General features: G+C 64.2%; 13 protein-coding genes. 5 read left to right on the forward strand and 8 right to left on the reverse strand.

Annotated features, from left to right (window positions below):
* Positions 1 to 207 precede the first annotated feature (207 nt).
* Both IRI77_RS00640 and IRI77_RS00645 read left to right on the forward strand, forming a co-directional pair.
* Entirely contained in the window at positions 208 to 627 is a 420-nt protein-coding gene (locus IRI77_RS00640) for a hypothetical protein (RefSeq protein WP_194450168.1), read from the forward strand.
* Positions 628 to 688: 61 nt separating this feature from the next.
* Positions 689 to 2,059, forward strand: a complete 1,371-nt coding sequence (locus IRI77_RS00645; RefSeq protein ID WP_194450169.1) for a dipeptidase — start codon at positions 689 to 691, stop codon at positions 2,057 to 2,059.
* Positions 2,060 to 2,068: 9 nt separating this feature from the next.
* On the opposite strand, the gene IRI77_RS00650 is transcribed toward IRI77_RS00645, so the two are convergent.
* Complete coding sequence (locus IRI77_RS00650) at positions 2,069 to 3,778, reverse strand: glycosyltransferase (RefSeq protein WP_194450170.1); 1,710 nt, start codon at positions 3,776 to 3,778, stop codon at positions 2,069 to 2,071.
* Between the two features lie 33 nt (positions 3,779 to 3,811).
* Positions 3,812 to 6,223, reverse strand: a complete 2,412-nt coding sequence (locus IRI77_RS00655) for an ABC transporter permease (RefSeq protein ID WP_194450171.1) — start codon at positions 6,221 to 6,223, stop codon at positions 3,812 to 3,814.
* Positions 6,224 to 6,430: 207 nt separating this feature from the next.
* Between IRI77_RS00655 and murJ the strand changes: the two genes are divergently transcribed.
* Positions 6,431 to 8,083 (forward strand): murein biosynthesis integral membrane protein MurJ, encoded by a 1,653-nt coding sequence (murJ, locus tag IRI77_RS00660; RefSeq protein ID WP_194450172.1) that lies wholly within the window; start codon positions 6,431 to 6,433, stop codon positions 8,081 to 8,083.
* Positions 8,083 to 8,826 carry a zinc ribbon domain-containing protein gene (locus IRI77_RS00665; protein ID WP_194450173.1) on the forward strand — a complete coding sequence of 248 codons (744 nt, stop codon included), beginning with the start codon at positions 8,083 to 8,085 and terminating at the stop codon, positions 8,824 to 8,826. Before murJ ends, IRI77_RS00665 begins: the two co-directional genes overlap by 1 nt.
* Positions 8,827 to 8,845: 19 nt before the next feature.
* On the opposite strand, the gene IRI77_RS00670 is transcribed toward IRI77_RS00665, so the two are convergent.
* The 6 genes from IRI77_RS00670 to IRI77_RS00695 all read right to left on the reverse strand — a co-directional run bounded on the left by IRI77_RS00670 (position 8,846) and on the right by IRI77_RS00695 (position 14,541).
* Positions 8,846 to 9,586, reverse strand: a complete 741-nt coding sequence (locus IRI77_RS00670) for a LytR/AlgR family response regulator transcription factor (RefSeq protein WP_194450174.1) — start codon at positions 9,584 to 9,586, stop codon at positions 8,846 to 8,848.
* Entirely contained in the window at positions 9,567 to 10,703 is a 1,137-nt protein-coding gene (locus IRI77_RS00675) for a sensor histidine kinase (RefSeq protein ID WP_194450175.1), read from the reverse strand. The genes IRI77_RS00670 and IRI77_RS00675 overlap by 20 nt, the downstream gene beginning before the upstream one ends.
* Positions 10,704 to 10,800: 97 nt before the next feature.
* The gene (locus tag IRI77_RS00680) at positions 10,801 to 11,511 is read right to left on the reverse strand and encodes a LytR/AlgR family response regulator transcription factor (protein WP_194450176.1); all 711 of its coding nucleotides are present in this window, start codon (positions 11,509 to 11,511) and stop codon (positions 10,801 to 10,803) included.
* Entirely contained in the window at positions 11,508 to 12,548 is a 1,041-nt protein-coding gene (locus IRI77_RS00685) for a sensor histidine kinase (protein WP_194450177.1), read from the reverse strand. The genes IRI77_RS00680 and IRI77_RS00685 overlap by 4 nt, the downstream gene beginning before the upstream one ends.
* 3 nt (positions 12,549 to 12,551) lie before the next feature.
* A complete protein-coding gene (locus IRI77_RS00690) occupies positions 12,552 to 13,421 on the reverse strand; it encodes an alpha/beta fold hydrolase (RefSeq protein ID WP_194450178.1) in 870 nt (289 codons plus the stop codon).
* 52 nt (positions 13,422 to 13,473) lie between these two features.
* Positions 13,474 to 14,541, reverse strand: coding sequence for an NADH:flavin oxidoreductase/NADH oxidase (locus tag IRI77_RS00695; RefSeq protein WP_194450179.1), 1,068 nt, complete (start codon positions 14,539 to 14,541; stop codon positions 13,474 to 13,476).
* Positions 14,542 to 14,636: 95 nt separating this feature from the next.
* Here IRI77_RS00695 and IRI77_RS00700 point away from each other — a divergent pair, with 95 nt between their 5' ends.
* Positions 14,637 to 14,909 carry an ArsR/SmtB family transcription factor gene (locus IRI77_RS00700; RefSeq protein ID WP_228486539.1) on the forward strand — a complete coding sequence of 91 codons (273 nt, stop codon included), beginning with the start codon at positions 14,637 to 14,639 and terminating at the stop codon, positions 14,907 to 14,909.
* Positions 14,910 to 14,931 lie beyond the last annotated feature (22 nt).

A 14,931-nucleotide genomic window follows, 5' to 3' on the forward strand; every position in this document is an offset into this window, starting at 1 on the left:
TCAGCGCCTCTTCAATGCCCGAAGCCAAGGAGCCTTCTATACCCGTGTCGCCCGTTTCACGAATCCCGCCCACGAACTGAAGCTCCCCATACAGAACATCACCGCATCATCCGATTCCTGAACTGACACCCCCACGGCGAGCACCACCGTCCGGGCAGGGAAACCCATGCGAACGACTGAACGCCCGTTACCCGCGAGGCCCACGGCATGAGCCAACACGACTTCCCGGTTTCCGAGTGGTCGGAAGGGCTGGATTCCGGCAATCCGGACATCGACCTGACGGACCCGGCAGTCTGCGCGCCCGTCGCCGTGCCGCTCAATCTGCCTGATCCCCAGCCCGCCCCGGATCGCGCCCACACCAAGAACGTCATCATGGTGATCGCGATGTGCCTGGCCGTTCTTGCTTCAAGCAAACCGAGAACCTTCGCCTGGCTGACCCGCGAGTCGCTGGCCTACCTGCCAATCCTCGCACTCGCCTATGGTCTGGTCACCATCGCCCGTTTCCGGCACGCCAACCACCGTAATCCCCCAAGCCGCACCCACGCCGCGCTACTCCTGATGATGCTGCTCGTGTCTATGGTCGCGGTCGCCGGCTTCTGGGGCTCCGCCGCCTGGCCCGGTCTCTAAGCGCCGGTCCTCAGAGCCCTCCCGCTCCGGTCAATAATGGAGGGGTCCACAGAGGAAATCCATGTCCCAGGCAATCGACTCGTTCGTCAGCTCCAACTCCGGCCGCTTCCTTGAGGAACTGAACCAGTTCCTTCGCATCCCCTCGATTTCCACTTCACCGGAGCACGTCTCCGACGTGGCCGCCGCCGCCGAGTTTGTGGCGTCCAGCCTCAAAACCGCCGGACTCGAGAATGTCGAGATCATCCCCACTGAACGGCATCCTCTGGTGTACGCCGATTGGCTCCATGCCCCCGGCAAACCCACCGTACTCTGCTATGGCCACTACGACGTCCAGCCGCCCGATCCACTGGAACTCTGGCACACCCCGCCCTTCGAACCCACCGTTCGCGACGGCAACCTCTACGCCCGCGGCTCGGCCGACGACAAGGGCCAGATGTACATGCACGTCAAGGCGGTGGAGGCCCTCTTTGCCGTTTACGGAAAACTGCCCATCAATGTGAAGTTTCTGATCGAGGGCGAGGAAGAGGTCGGCGGAGCCAGCATCACCAAGTACGTTGCCGCCAATCCCGCTAAGCTGAAAGCCGATGTAGCCCTGGTCTCCGACACCGCCCTGTATGCCGAGGGGATCCCCACTCTCTGCATCGGGTTGCGCGGCCTCATCTACATGGAAGTCGAAGCCACCGGCCCGATGCGCGACCTCCACTCCGGCCTCTACGGAGGAGCGGCCCCCAACGCCGTCTACGGCCTCATTGAACTCCTGGCCAAGGCTAAGGATGCCGGCGGGCGCATCCAGATCCCCGGCTTCTACGACCAGGTAGCCGAACCCGCCCCCGCCGAAATCGCCAGTTGGAAGTCCCTGCCGTTCTCCGAAGCGGAGTTCCTCAAGAAGGAAGTCGGAGCCAGCCGCCTCACGGGCGAAGCCGATCGTATGGTCCTCGAACGCGTCTGGTCCCGGCCCACTCTCGAGGTCCACGGCATCGCCGGCGGCTTCACCGGAGCCGGTGCCAAAACCGTCATCCCCGCCACAGCCACCGCCAAAGTCAGCATGCGCATGGTGCCTGACCAGGATCCTGACCAGATGTACGCCGCCTTCGAGCAGTGGGTGGCCGATAACACCCCCGCCGGTATTCAGACCAAAGTCCGCAAACTCAGCGGCGGACCGGCCGTCATCGTGAACCCCGAACACCCCGCCATCCACCAGGCTGCGGTCGCGTTCAAAGACATCATGAACGCCGACACCGTGTTCATCCGCTCCGGCGGCTCCGTGCCGATCGTCGGCGATTTCGCCCACCATCTGGGAATCCCCACCGTGATGATGGGGTTAGGGTTGCCCGACGACGGCCTCCACTCGCCCAATGAGAAGTTCAAGCTCGACAACTTCTACCTTGGCATCCGCACCGTCGCCCACTTCTTCGAGAAGTACGGCGCGTAGCCTATCGTCCTATGGTCGCGGCAGCACTCCGGTGCGAGCCGCGACCGGGACCGATGAACCCTCACCGTCAAGCCGTTCCACTGGCCGCTTCCGCACGACCACCACGCCCTGTGTCAGGATCAACGGCCACAGAATCCGCTCCTCCAGAACCTCACCCCGGCCCAGCGCCACCTGGCGGACCTCCTCCTGCAACAAGGCCCGCTCATCTGGAAACTTCCATAAGCCAAATACTTCCAGAAGCTTGCGAGTGATTCTATAAAGTAATGTCGGAGTAGGAAAAGTGATGATCACGGTGCCGCCGGGGCGTGCCTGGTCGAAATGTGCCTCAATCGCCCGGCGTGTCCCCTCCCGGTCGAAATGCTCCACCAGCCCGGCGCTGAACACCACATCCGCCCGCGGATCCACGCTCAGTTCAAGCACGCTCTCCTGCCTGAGTTCCACTTTGGCTGAGGCCCGGCGCCCCAGCAAATCCAAACCGTGCCGGTTCGTATCGATCACTTCATAGCACGACGGACGGAACTCCTCGGCCAGCCGGTCGTAGAAGCAGCTGTTTGCCCCGCCGATCTCCACGAAGTGCGCTCCCTGGCTCACGCCCGCCGAGCGCATCATCCGCACCAAAGCACCGCCGCTGTACTTCCGGGTCAGCTTTGCGGTCGGCGGGACGGACTCATAGTAGCTGGTCCAGTCCGTTGCCTCGCCTTGCTTGCGGCTGAAGATCAAGTCCCGTTGAATCAGGAAACTAGCCAGGAAAAGTGCAGCTTCCACGGCAACTTTGATCGCCACCACGCCCGCCTGGAACCGGTCGTGGATCAGCGTGATCAGTACGTAGGAGATGGCCGCGTTCGCCGTCACCAGCAGCAGGTACTTCGGAAGGGTGTCCTTATGCGGACCCCGGGACAGGAATACCGCCTTCCGCGCAGCCGCGTAATTGAAGAGCACAGCCACAGACCGGCCGATTAGTTGTGAAAGTAGAATATTATGAGAGCCATTGTAAGCAACGGCAAATACGGCATTATCGATGACAGCAGTGAATACTGAGGCGAGCGTGAACCGCATCAGCACCAGATAGATCCGCATCGAGTCCCAAAGCGGATCGAAGTGGGACGAGGAATTACTATTGAGGTAGATGGTGCGGATTGGAAGCTCCAGCGTAGGCACTCCGCGGTGCTTGGCCGCCAGCAGCATATCCAGTTCAAACTCATACCCGTTGGACGGCAGTTTCAGCAGCTGGCCCGCGAGCGCCAGGGGAATCCCCCGCAGTCCGGTTTGCGTGTCCGTCAGCCGGGTGCCCACGAGCAACTTGACCAATGTGGCGCTGATTCGATTGCCAACCTTGCTGCGCCACGGGACCTTGCCCCGAAACTGGCGGCTCCCCAGTATGAGGTTGCCGGGGTTGCTCCTCAGCTTGGCTGCCACCGCGGCGATGTCCTCCGGCGAATGCTGGCCGTCCGCATCCGCCGTCACCACGCCCGACGCATCCGGCCACGTGAGCAGGATATGGTTCAGTCCGGTCTTGAGCGCCGCGCCCTTTCCAAGGTTCACTGCATGCTTGAGAAGATGAACTCCATCTAGCTGATTTAGAAGGAGTAACGACTTCGGAAGCCGGCTGCCATCGTCGACGACAACAATGCGCGTAAACCCCATGCGGCGCAGGGCGGTAACGGTCTCCTGCAACTCGGGATCCGCCTCATAAGCGGGGATCAGGATCGGAGTCAGCATCTGTCTTACACATCTTACGCCGTCTTTCCGGTTTCATTCACTGCGCAAAGCCAGCATCGGATCCACACGAGCCGCGCGGCGCGCCGGAAGATAGCAAGCAGCCAGGGCGACCACGATCAAAGCAGCGGGCACCGCCGTGAACGTCTGGGGATCCAGCGGCTTCACTCCGTAGAGCAGGCTCTCCATCAGCCGGGTAATCACGAACGAGACGCCCAGTCCGGCCGCCGTCCCGGCCAGGGTCAGGACTAGCCCCTGCCGCAAAACCAGCGTCAGGATATCCCTGGTCGTGGCGCCCAGTGCGATGCGGATCCCCAGTTCGCTCGTCCGCAGGTTCACTACGTAGGACAAGACCCCATACAGTCCCAGGGCGGCCAGCAGCAGTGCGAGCCCCGCGAAGCTGACAAGAATAGCCATATAGAATCTGCGATTTGCAGGCCATTCATAAAGTACTTTCTCCATCGAGCGGGCCGGTTGCAGCGGCAGTTTCGGATCAATCCCCCACACCACCCTCTCCATGGACGCCTTCATTGCACCCACGTCCGACCGGGTCCTGACGGCCAGGATCATATCGGTAAACTGCCGTGACGGAGTATACATCTCCGGCAGCACCGTCGAGTCCGGGCCCATCTGGTGGGTGTCGCCCACTACCCCGACAATCATCAACCGGGCGTCTTCCTTACCGCCAGTGGGCAACATCACCGTCCGGCCGACCGGATCCTGATTGGGCCAGTGCAGCCTGGCGAAGGTCTCGCTGATCACAATCGCCGCCGGCTGTTTCGCTTCGGACTCCTGCCGGCTAAAAGTTCGGCCATATCGGAACGGAATCCCCAGGGTCTCGAAGAACGTCTCACTCACCGCGCTGCGGCAGGCCATGCGCAGCGTCCGCGACTTCGGATCGTCGCCCTCCAGCCGGTAGTTGGTCTGCTCTACATGCTGCATCGGCATGGAGCTGGAGATACTGGCCCGCTCGACCCCCGGCAATTCCTTCACCCGCTCCAGCAATCGGTTGCCGAAATCCTTCACCGTCGTGCCTTCCAATTTCAGGGTCAGCAGGTGAGCCGGCTGGAACCCCGGATCCACATGCATCAGGTGGCTGAGCGTCCGGATCATCAGTCCGGCCCCGATCAACAGCACCAGGGCCAGCGCTACCTCCACGGAGACCATCGTGTTCCTCAGCCATTGCGGACCCGAACCGGCAGTCCGCCCACCCCGCCCAATCGGTTCCGTCAGGTCGCGCCGGGCGGCGTGCCACGCCGGCGCCAGGCCGAACAACACCCCGGTGCCGATAGAGATACCCAGAGTGAAGAGCAGCACCCAGGGATCCAGGCGCAACTCATGGAACCCATGTGTGTCCTTGGGCGCCAGTGCCGAGATCAGGTCCAGGCCCCAGTAGGCCAGCAGCAAGCCCAACAGCCCGCCCAGGAAGCTCAAGAGCAGACTCTCGGTCAGCATCAGGCGGATGATCCGGCCGCGCTGCGCACCCAGGGCCAGCCGGATCCCGATCTCCCGCTCCCGGGCCACAGCCCGAGCCAGCAGCAGGTTCGCCATGTTTGCGCAGGCAATCAGCAGCACGAACCCAACGGCCGCCTGCAGCACCAGGATGCCTTGCCTCAGTTCGGGCCCGGCATCCTCCTCGGTGACGGGATACACGTTTACGCCAAACCCATGATCCGTATCGGGATATTCCTTCTCGAGGCGGGCCGCGATGACGTCCATCTCGGCACGCGCCCGGCCCAGGGTGACGCCCTGCTTCAGCCGCGCAAACACGCTGTAGCTGCGGCCCCAAAGCGCCTGCTCGCCCTGGGCCGCCGCCAGGTCCAGCGGCAGCCAGACCTCCGGCTTCTTCTGCTCAGACCCCTCATAGGTACCCGGCAGCGCAAACGAGTCCGGCATGACCCCGATCACGGCCCGGTCGACCCCGTCGATCCGCAGGCTCTTGCCCGTCAGGTTCATGTCGTTCCCGAACCGTGTCCGGTAAGCGGCCCCGCTCATCAGGACAGTGGTCTTCATCTCAGCCGGTGTAAACATCCGGCCCACCGCCGGCTGCACGCCGAGCAACTGGAAGAAACCCTGTTCGATCGCTCCGCACTCCACCCGGGTGGGCCGGGCTTCGGCGCCGGGAGCGGAGATCGCGCACTCCATGGGCAGGAACGCGCGGATCTCCTCGAACGATTGCGCCCCTTCCTTCCAGGCCCGCACGTTCGCCAGGGCGGGCGGCATCCGGTTGGCGATCATCTCCATCATCGCCGGGTTCTTTTCCCAAAGCATGACGAGCCGGTCCGGTGCCCGCAGGCTCTTCAGCGGAGCCGAATTCAGCAGCACCGCATTGACAACGCTGAACATCGCCGTGTTGGCGCCCATGCCGAGGGCCAACACCAGAACGGCCACCACCGCGGGCGCCGGGTTGCGCCGCATGGCGCGTAGCGAGAAGAGAAGGTCCTGCATGGAACTCCTTGAATCTGGTCCTCTTGGATGACGGAATGCCCGGCCAAAACGTTTCTGCCGAATCGTCGACCCAGGTCAAAGGCGCGCTGCCGCCACGGCCTTTCCACTCCGAGACAGCCTCGAGCAGGACCAGAACCCCCGCAATCAGCGCCACTTCACAGCCGCAACCCCCATAGAGATTCAGAAACACCGGCCGCAACGGATACAATGGAAGTCTTGTCATCGCAGTCAGAAAAGGTCTTCAAAAGTGCTGGGATCGCCTCCTTCGCCGTCCTCCTGAGCCGCATTGCCGGCCTGGTGCGCGAAGGTGTGATGGCTCGTCTCTTCGGCGCCGGCCCTTCCGCCGATGCGTTTGTCATCGGCTTCCGCATCCCCAACCTCACGCGCGACCTGTTCGCCGAGGGGGCGCTCTCGTCCGCCTTTGTGCCGACCTTCGTCGACTATCTTCAGAAAGGCGACAAGAAAGAAGCCGCGCACCTGGCCAATCTGGTGGCCAGCGCCATCATCCTGTTCGTGGGCGCCTTCTGCATCTTCGGCATCTTCTTCAGCCCCTGGCTGATTACGATGCTCACTCACAACTGGGCGGCCACCGCGCCTGAGAAGACAGCCCAGGCGATCAAGCTCACCCAGATCATGTTCCCGTTCCTGATGCTGGTGGCCCTCGCGGCCCAGGCGATGGGCATCCTGAACTCCTGCAACCAGTTTGCGGTCCCGGCGCTCTCTTCCACCTGGTTCAACGTCGGCAGTGTGGCCTCCGGCCTGATGCTCGGTTTCTGGGCCGGACCGCGGCTGGGCATCACGAAGATCGAGGGGATGGCCTACGGCGTCGTCATCGGGGGAGCCCTGCAGCTCTTCTGGCAGGTGCCGAGCCTGATCCGTTCCGGTTTCGGGTTCCGCTTCGCCTTTGACTTCAACCATCCCGGGCTGCGCCAGATCTTCCGCCTGATGGGTCCGGCCATCATCGGCAACGCCAGTGTCCAGGTGAACGTGCTGGTGAACAGCTTTTTCGCGGCCAGCATCGTCGACCCGGTCCGCGGCGTGGATGGAGCTACCACCTGGCTGAGCTGCGCCTTCCGGTTCATGCAACTGCCGCTCGGCCTGTTCGGGGTCGCCATCGCCACGGCCACTTTACCCGCCATCGGCCGCAGCGCCGCCTCGGGCGATATGGACGAATTCCGCGAGACGCTCGCCCGGTCTCTCGGGCTGGTCTTCCTGCTCACCGTGCCGGCTTCGGTCGGCTTGATGATCCTGGGACCCTCCATCGTCGGCGCCATCTACGAAGGCCGCCGCTTCGAAGCCTACGATACGCACCAGACCGCCGTCGCCCTCGCCTGCTACGCCATCGGCTTGGCCGGCTACTCGGCCGTCAAGATCCTGACACCCGCTTTCTACGCTTTGAAGGATGCCCGCACCCCGATGCTGGTGAGCGTTGGCTCCATCGCAGTGAACGCAATCCTCGCCGTCGGCCTGATCCGCGGAGCGCACCTGGGCCATGCCGGCCTTGCGCTTTCCACCTCCTGTGTCGCCCTCTTGAGTTTCCTGCTGCTGTTCTGGGTGATGATGATCCGCATCGGCGGCATGCACGGGCGCCGGTTGCGCACGGTCATCGTCAAGGTCAGCGTCGCCTCCCTGCTGATGGCCAGTGTCGTCTGGGTCTCCAGCACGGTGATCACGGGCTGGCTCGGCACCCGCGTCTTCGGGCGGCTGGTCGATCTCGCCGTGTCGATTCCCCTGGCGCTCGCCGTGCTCTATTACACCTGCCGGTCGATGAAGGTGGAAGAGCTGGAAATGGCCACCCGCGCCCTGGGCGGCCCCATTCTGCGTCGGTTCTCGGCGCTGAATGCTAAACTATCTAACTGATGAACAAGGATCTGGGTTCGGCGCTGCGATTGCAGGTGTTAGACCTGCGGATGTCTGAATTGCAGCGCGAGATCGCTACGCTGCCGAAACAGATCGCGCAGATCGAGAAAGCACTCGAGGCGCACAACAAGCGCCTGGAACTCGACAAGGCGGCCCTGGCCGCCAATCAGCGCGACCGCAAGAAGCTGGACACCGACATCACCAGCCACCAACAGAAAATATCCAAGCTCCGCGACCAGATGCTGGGCGCGAAGACCAACGATCAGTACCGCGCCTTCCAGAACGAGATCGAGTTTGCGGAAGCCTCGATCCGTAAGTGCGAGGACCAGATCCTCGAACTCATGGGCGCCTCGGAGTCGCTGGATCAGAACGTCAAAAAGGCCGAAGCCGCCCTGGCGCAGGAACGCAAGGTAGTCGAAGCCCAGAAGGCCAAGGCGAAAACCCGCACGGATGCCGACCAGCAGGAGTTGAAGAAGCTGGGCGCCGAACGTGCCGAGGTCGCCAAGACCCTGCCTGCCGACGTCCTGACCATCTACGACCGCCTGCGGACCCGCTACTACAAGAACGGTGACGTCATTGCCCAGGCCAAGGACGGGCTGTGCCAGATGTGCATGATGGCCCTGCGCCCGCAGTTCTACCAGGAAGTGAAGCTCAGCACCACCATCAACTTCTGCGAGAACTGCCGCCGCATCCTCTACTACGAAGCTCCGGCGGAAGACGTCGAAGCGCAGATGAACGGCTAGGTTGGCGGCCAGCGCCCGGCTAGAGCTGCAGCTCCCGCTTCAGGTGCCGCGCCCGGTCGCGGCTCACGTCCAGTTCCGTCCCGTTCGACATCACTACGCGCCACGCGCCGGAAAACCAGGGCATCAGCTCCCGCACGTGCTCCAGGTTCACCAGGTCGCCACGGTTGATCCGGAAGAAGCCGCTGCCATCCAGGCACTCCTCCAACTCCGTGACGGTCTTGTCCACCGAGTAACGCTGCCGCGCGGTCTGCACGAATACCTGCTTTTCCTCCGCTGAGATGTGGATGATCTCGCGCGGGCTCACCAGTGCGATGCGATTGCCCTGCTTGACCGCAATGCGGCGCGGTCCGGCGGGCCGCACTTCGCGGATCAACTGCCTCAGTACCTCGTTCGGCACGCCCTCAGCCCGGCCCACAAAGGTCCTGAGCCGGGCGACACAGCGCGCCACCCGCTCCGCCTGCACCGGCTTAAGCAGGTAGTCGACCGCATGCGCCTCAAACGCCTGGATCGCGTATTCATCGAACGCGGTGACGAAGACGATCCACGGCGGCCTAGCCAGGCTGGCGACGACTTCAAACCCATTCAGGCCCGGCATCTCGATGTCGAGGAAGACCGCGTCGGGCTCTAGCGCGGCAATCTGCTCCAGCGCCTCCAGCCCATTGGCTGCCTCGCCCGCTACTTCCACATCGGTCTCCGCCGCCAGGTGGCGGATCACGATCTCGCGAGCCAGCGGCTCGTCGTCAACTACCAGGATGCGCATCGGCCCCCTCCTCCTGGCGCGGCAGCGTGAGCGTCACCAGCGTCCAGTCCACCCGAGCCTGCTGCAAGGCAATAGCCGCCTGGTCGCCATAGGACAGTTGGAGCCTCTGCCGGATGTTGGCCAGCGCGTGATTCTCGCGGAAGATGGTCTCCGTCCGCAGGTCCGGCGGCCCGTCCCCCGGATCGAACTGATTCCAGACCTCGATGCGCACGGACTCGGCCACGGCCTTGATCTCCATCCGGATCTCGCCTCCATCCATGCGCCGCGCGATGCCGTGCCGGATGGCGTTCTCCACCAGCGGCTGCAGCGTGAGTGCCGGCAGGCGCTGGGCCGCGGCCGCACCGGCCGGGTCGAGCGTGAACCGCAGCCGGTTGCGGTAGCGAAACTTCTCCAGCAGCAGATACTCGCGGACGAAGGCCAGTTCCTTCTCCAGCGTGACCATCGGCGCCCGGCCCGAGGTGAACGTATAGCGGAAGATCTCCGCCAGGCGCCCAATCATCTGCTGCGCGGCGGCGGGGTCGGATGAGACCAGGGACGAGATGGAGTTCAGCGCATTGAAGAAGAAGTGCGGCGCAATTTGCGCCTGCAATGCGTACACCTGGGCGCGCGCCGCCGCCTCGGCCAGTTTGCGTTCCCGCAATTCGGCTTGGATCCGCATTTCGTGATACGTGCCCATAAAGATCCCGATAATGACGACGGCCGAGGCTTCCAGCGCGAGCAGCCGGGTGATCCACTCATTCGGAACAAGTTGGACACCCCACAGCAGGCGCGTGATCCCAATCGAGACCAGCGCGAACAGAGCGCCGCTCGACGCGGAGATCGTGACGCCCACCACCCTGCGCAAACCGAACGAGAGGCTGCGCGCCCACGTGCGCAGGAAGACCCAGGGCATGCCCGAGATGACGTAGAAGCTCAGCGAGTATAGGGAGCCGGCGGCGACGGTCCGCAGGACCCAGGGCACGGGAGCGGACAACACCGGATCCCAGGGCCGCCCCATCACCCAATGCAGGAAGACACCCACCAGCGGGCCGAACAACGCTCCGGCCAGGGCGCTGCGCAGGCAGGTCGGCAGAATGTCGCTCGGTGTCATCGATCGGCGCAGCAGCCACTTCAACATGAGAATCTGCGGTCAATGTAGCGCACCCGGAGCACTTCGTCGCCGCTCCGCGGGACGAGCCGTCGCTTTCGGGCGACGAATGGCGCACGGGCGGCCGCTAAATCGACATCTTCTCCCGGAACTCCTGGGCCCGGCGGCGGGACATCTCTACCTGCTGGCCGGTGACCAGCTTCAGGTCGTAGCCACCGTCGATGCTGGGCGTGATCGTGTCGAGCAGGCGCAGGTTCACGATATGCCGGCGGGAGGTGCGGAAGAAGATCTCGGGATCCAGGCGGGCTTCCAGGTAGGACAGCGAGCGTAGGATCAGCGGCCGGTTCGCGGCGAAGTAGAGGCGCGTGTAGTTGCCTTCGCTCTCGAACAGGGCGATGTCGGAGAGGCGCACGAACCAGCAGCGTTCGCCATCGCGCACGAAAATCTGCTGCGTGGCGGGGATGCGCGTGGCGGCGGTCTCCGCTTGCGGCCCGGCGGACTTCAGCCGGATCAGGGCGGTGGCGAGTCGCTCCGGCGCGACCGGCTTCAGCAGATAGTCGACGGCGCTGAACTCGAAGGCGCGCAGGGCGTACTCGTCGTACGCGGTGACGAAAATCGTATGCGGAGCCCTGTCCAGCGAGGCCAGCAGATCGAAGCCCGAGCGGCCCGGCATCTGTACGTCGAGGAAGAGCACGTCCGGTTCGAGGCTGCCGATCAGGATCTCGGCCTCTTCCGCATTGGCGGTCTCCGCCACGATCTCGATCTCGGGGTGGGCGGCCAACAGGCGCCGCAGTTCCATGCGCGCCAGGCGTTCGTCGTCGACAAGGATGGCTTTCATTGGGGGACGCTGACCGTGGCCAGCACCACGGGTCCTTCCGGCGAGGTTTGTTGGGAGACTTCCAGAATGGCCCGATCGCCATAACGCAGGTTCAGGCGGCGCCGGGCATTCTCGAGGCCGATGCCCGTAGCCCCGGGCTCGGGTGCCAGCGTCCCCGGATTCGCGACGCGCAGTTCCAGCCGGCCGTGGTCCAGCGCCGCTGCGATACTCACCGTGCCGCCCGACGTCTGGCGTGCGATGCCGTGTTTCAAGGCGTTCTCGACCAGGGTCTGCAGCAGCATGGGTGGCAGGCGGGCCGCGAGAGCGGCGGGCGGAATGTCGCGTTGGACCTTGAGGCGGTCTTCAAAACGGATGAGTTCCAAAGCCAGGTATTCGTCGACCATGTCCAACTCTTCCGAGAGCGGCACGTCGGCCCGCTCGCCGGACTGCAGCGTGTAGCGGAGCAGGGAAGAGAGCATGGTGACCGCATGTTGCGCGCGCGGCGGGTCTTCGGAGATGAGCGCGCGGATCGAGTTCAGGCAGTTGAACAGGAAGTGCGGGTTGAGCTGGGCGCGCAGGGCCAGGAAGCTGGCCTCCCGGGCGGTGAGGTCCAGTTGCAGGGCGTGCAGTTCCGCGCGTCGCGAACGGGCGAAGTAGTGGGCTCCAAAGTAGAGGGCGAGCCATAGCGAGAAGACCGCGGTCCAGAACAGGATGTTGACGACGTAGCCCGTGAACCGTGTGATCTCCCAGGTGAGGAAGTGGAAGACATAGATCATCACCACGAGGCTCGCCAGGGTGACACCGGTAGAGGTGACAATGGCCGCGCCCAGGGCGCGTGCGGCGCCGGGCAGGATCGGCAGCGCGACCCAGCCGGCGCGCCGGATCCAGAGCCGCAGGCAGTGCGAGCCCAGGAATCCGGCCAGGCCGAACCAGACCGTGGCGAACATTTGCGACGGCTGGCGGTTGCCCGTGTAGGCGCCGTACACCGCGCCGTTGGCGATGGTCCACGCCGTCCAGCCCAGGATCTGGCACAGCCAGTAGGTGCGCGCCGAGTACATCGCTTACTTTGTGCCTTTCAGGAACTCGTCCATTGCCTCCATCATCTTCGCAGGCTGGTCGAACATGATGAAGTGCTTCGAGTCCGGGAACGGCACGATTTTTACTCCGGAAAGCGCCGTATACTGCGCCGAGTAGTTTTTGGCGGCCGATTCCGGATAGCCTTTGAGGGCCGCCAGGACCAGCGCCGGCACCTTCACCTTCGAAACATCGGAGCGCAGGTCCGTTTGAAACAGTTCGGCCATCCCGCGTGCGACCGTGCTGGGGTCCGATTGCAGCCCCCATTCGGTGGCCTTGGCCTTGCCCTCGTCGCCGCTGATCATGGTGTCGATGGCGGGATTGTGCTTCTGGTAGTTGCTCCAGGCCTCACTGGTCATGCCCGCGATCATGCCCTTCATCTGATCCGCCTGGGGCTTCATGGTCTCGACGGTCGCGCCGGGCATCCAGGCGGCCGGCAGGAAGGGCAGGGAGTCGACAATCACAATGGGGCCAGTGAGTCCCGGCTCGGACTCAGCCATCCACAGCGCCAGAAAGCCGCCCAGGCTATGGCCGACAATGACCGGCTTGACGAGGTGTTTTTCGCGGATGTAGGCGGCGAGCTGTTCGCGAACGGTGGAGAGGAGTGGAGTGGCTGCCGGCAGCGGCGGCTGCCCGGCAAAACCGGCCAGTGTGAGCACGTGGCATTCATAGCGGTCTTTGTAGTGGGCGACGGTCGTATCCCAGACGGCTCCAGCGGACTGCAGGCCCGGGATGAGGATCATCTTGGGCTTCTCCGGAGCAGGAGCTACGACGTCGACATGGAAAGCCGGCGCGGCGGCCAGCATCGCAACGGCTAGTGTGGTGAGCATCATCGTGATGCCAGCATGCCAGCGCAATGCGGTGCGGCCGCCCTGTTTGTGACGAACGGTCTCGCGGGTGGACCAGCGGTTACAGCGCGCGCTGGTATTGCGGCGGGACGCGCGGCGTGGCGCCCAGTTGCTTGGCGGCCAGGATCGCCCAGTAAGGCTCGCGCAGCATCTCACGCGCCAGCAGGACGAGATCCGCCTTGCCCTCGGCGAGAATCGCCTCCGCCTGCGCGGCCTCGGTAATGAAGCCCACGGCTCCGGTAGCCAGCCCGGCTTCGTTGCGGACGCGGTCGGCGAATTGCACCTGGTAACCCGGGGCAACGGGAATCTTGGCGTGGGCGACCGTGCCGCCGGAGGAGCAATCCAGCAGGTCGACCCCGTGCTGCTTGAGGATGGCGGCGAAGCGGACGGTATCGTCGGCGGTCCAGCCCCCCTCCGCCCAATCAGTGGAGGTGATGCGGTAGAACAGCGGCTTGTCGGCCGGCCAGGCGGCGCGCACGGCGTCGGTGATCTCCAGCGGGAAGCGCGTCCGGTTCTCGAAGGATCCGCCGTACTCGTCCGTGCGGTGGTTGGCCAGCGGCGAAAGGAACTCGCTCAACAGGTAGCCGTGCGCCCCGTGAATCTCAACGACGTCGAAGCCGGCCTCGAGCGCGCGGCGGGTCGCGTCCGTGAACTTCGAAACCAGTTCCACAAGCTCGGCCTTCGTCAGCTCAGCCGGCGGACGCTCGCCCTCGGCGAACGGGATCGCGCTGGGCGCCACGGTCGGCCAGCCGCCATTGTCGAGACTCAACTGCTTGCCACCGAGCCAGGGCAGGTTGCAACTCGCCTTGCGGCCCGCGTGCGCCAGTTGAATGCCGGCGGCCGTGCCCTGCGTATGCAGGAAGTCGGCGATGCGGCGCAACGGCGCGATATGCTCGTCCGTCCAGATGCCCAGGTCGCCCGGCGAAATGCGGCCCCGCGCCTCCACACCCGTAGCCTCCACAATGAACAGGCCCGCGCCACCCACGGCGCGCGAGCCCGCGTTCACCAGGTGCCAGTCGTTGGCGAAACCGTCGGCTGCGGAATACTGGCACATGGGGGACACCGCCACGCGATTGGGCAGCGTCAGCCCCCTCAACGTGAGAGGTGAAAAGAGAACTGGTTCGCTCATGACCGCAGTGTAAAGGGGAGTTGGGGGCGTAGTCAAGTATTCATTTGAATAAATGAGTACTTGAACTGACCGCCCCTAAGCAGTATCCTGGGGGCGTGAAGGCCACTCTCGATACCGAACGAACGGCGAAGATCCTGGCCGCGGTCGGCGACCCCATCCGGCTGCGCTTCGTCCAGGCGCTTCTCGCCGAAACCGAGATGTCCAGCTCCGCCGCGGCCGAGACGCTGGGCGTCAGCTTGGCCCTGCTCTGCCACCATGCCCGCATCCTCGTCGACGCCGGAGTCGTGGGCAAGCGCAAAGAGGCGCAGACGGCGTACTATAGCCTCAACAGGAAGATCTTGCGGGATTCGCTGAAGGGGCTTGTCTAGTCGGCTGGGAGAAAATAGGAAC

It is taken from the genome of Paludibaculum fermentans, from assembly GCF_015277775.1.
Classification (GTDB): Bacteria; Acidobacteriota; Terriglobia; order Bryobacterales; family Bryobacteraceae; genus Paludibaculum; species Paludibaculum fermentans.

Coding starts and splice junctions, on each gene's coding strand:
- IRI77_RS00645 (WP_194450169.1), top strand. CDS start 689: ATGTCCCAGGCAATCGACTCGTTCGTCAGCTCCAACTCCGGCCGCTTC.
- IRI77_RS00665 (WP_194450173.1), top strand. CDS start 8,083: ATGAACAAGGATCTGGGTTCGGCGCTGCGATTGCAGGTGTTAGACCTG.
- IRI77_RS00670 (WP_194450174.1), bottom strand. CDS start 9,586: ATGCGCATCCTGGTAGTTGACGACGAGCCGCTGGCTCGCGAGATCGTG.
- IRI77_RS00695 (WP_194450179.1), bottom strand. CDS start 14,541: ATGAGCGAACCAGTTCTCTTTTCACCTCTCACGTTGAGGGGGCTGACG.
- IRI77_RS00680 (WP_194450176.1), bottom strand. CDS start 11,511: ATGAAAGCCATCCTTGTCGACGACGAACGCCTGGCGCGCATGGAACTG.
- IRI77_RS00640 (WP_194450168.1), top strand. CDS start 208: ATGAGCCAACACGACTTCCCGGTTTCCGAGTGGTCGGAAGGGCTGGAT.
- IRI77_RS00650 (WP_194450170.1), bottom strand. CDS start 3,778: ATGCTGACTCCGATCCTGATCCCCGCTTATGAGGCGGATCCCGAGTTG.
- IRI77_RS00685 (WP_194450177.1), bottom strand. CDS start 12,548: ATGTACTCGGCGCGCACCTACTGGCTGTGCCAGATCCTGGGCTGGACG.
- IRI77_RS00675 (WP_194450175.1), bottom strand. CDS start 10,703: ATGTTGAAGTGGCTGCTGCGCCGATCGATGACACCGAGCGACATTCTG.
- IRI77_RS00655 (WP_194450171.1), bottom strand. CDS start 6,223: ATGCAGGACCTTCTCTTCTCGCTACGCGCCATGCGGCGCAACCCGGCG.
- murJ (WP_194450172.1), top strand. CDS start 6,431: ATGGAAGTCTTGTCATCGCAGTCAGAAAAGGTCTTCAAAAGTGCTGGG.